Consider the following 1,407-nt stretch of genomic DNA (forward strand, 5'->3'; position numbering starts at 1 on the left):
CGTATCGACGACGAAATTTTCCGTAAAATCGTTCCAGCTAGCCGCACCCCCGTTTTTCCAATCAAGCGGCTTATAAACGCTCGTGATAGTGTTGTTGATGAGATAGAGCCTGTTTTTAAACGCAGGATCGACCTTTTTGACCTTCATCTTTTGCATGTGGCTAAATCTATAATCGCGGCTATACGTCACGATCGGCTGAGCGTAAATTTTATACTTTTCGACCTTCTTTTCGCCGTTAAAAACGTAGCTTACTTCGACCTCGTTTAGATAGTCCGGATACAGCCCCCAGATCGGCACGCCGTCGTGCGTCAGCAGCGCATGCTCGGAGACGTTATAGGCGATGTCGATGCCGCCGCCAGGTTTACCCAGCACCCGCACATGGATATCCTTGATGTCCTTGCCCGCGCGATCGATGATAGCGGTTAGAGGCGCCACGTCGTATGGGTTGATAAACACCGAGCCAAGCTCGCCCTGGGTTTTTACCTGATGCGCCAAAACGCCCGCACTCGCAGTCTGCGGCACCGCTATAAACGCGCCGCCTGCTAAGGCCGCAGCCAAAACGATAGAACCGAAAAAATTCTTACGCATATTCGCTCCTTTTGGGTAAATTTATCTAATTTTACCACTACCGAATCACATAATAATCATACTAGCTTTAAATTTTACTTAAATATCAAATTTAAAGCTATATTTTAATAAGAAGGCTTAAATTTTAAAACGAGAGCGAGCCGGATAACTGGTCAAATTTTGATATAATTAGCCCAAATTTATCAAATTTAAGGAGAAAAAATGCCTTTCATAAACGTCAAAATGGCAGGCCCGGAGCCGACAAAAGAGCAAAAGCAAAAGCTAGTCGAGGAGATGACCGACACTATGGTGCGCGTGCTGGGCAAAAACCGCGAGCGAGTGCAAATTTATATCGAAACATACGACGCAAGCTCGATAGGCTCGGGCGGCAAGACGCTTGAGGAGATTAGAAAGGAGCAAAAATGAGCGAATTTTCAAAAGAGGATTTGGAGCGAAAAATCACGCTAGCAGCGGGCGATACGGCGCCGGAGTTTAGCCTAGAAAACAGCGACGGCGTAAGCGTCAGCCTAAAAGACTTCGTCGGCAAAAACGTCGTGCTGTATTTTTACCCAAAGGATAACACCCCGGGCTGCACGACCGAGGCATGCGAATTTAGCGCGCTTTACGACGATTTTATCGCTAAAGACACCGTGATCGTGGGCGTTAGTCCCGATAGCGTCAAGTCGCACGCGGGCTTTGCGCAAAAACAGAGCCTAAAACACATCCTACTAAGCGATCCTGCGCACGAAGTCGCCAAACTCTACGGCGTCTGGCAAGTGAAGAAAAACTACGGCAAAGAGTATCTGGGCATCGCGCGCTCGACCTTTGTGATCGGCAAGG

Annotated in this window: 3 protein-coding genes; 2 read left to right on the forward strand and 1 reads right to left on the reverse strand. The window is 48.0% G+C overall.

Annotated elements, in window-relative coordinates:
- A partial coding sequence (locus Q0338_RS07550; RefSeq protein WP_298086218.1) for an aryl-sulfate sulfotransferase N-terminal domain-containing protein occupies positions 1–588 on the reverse strand: 588 nt, incomplete at its 3' end.
- A 201-nt stretch (positions 589–789) separates the two neighbouring features.
- Here Q0338_RS07550 and Q0338_RS07555 point away from each other — a divergent pair.
- Positions 790–993 (forward strand): 4-oxalocrotonate tautomerase family protein, encoded by a 204-nt coding sequence (locus Q0338_RS07555; protein WP_002949321.1) that lies wholly within the window; start codon positions 790–792, stop codon positions 991–993.
- Positions 990–1,407 (forward strand): peroxiredoxin (locus Q0338_RS07560; RefSeq protein ID WP_298086219.1); only part of this gene is annotated, 418 nt, incomplete at its 3' end. The genes Q0338_RS07555 and Q0338_RS07560, both read left to right, overlap by 4 nt.

Origin of the sequence: uncultured Campylobacter sp. (assembly GCF_938018145.1) — a bacterium.
Lineage (GTDB): Bacteria > Campylobacterota > Campylobacteria > Campylobacterales > Campylobacteraceae > Campylobacter_A.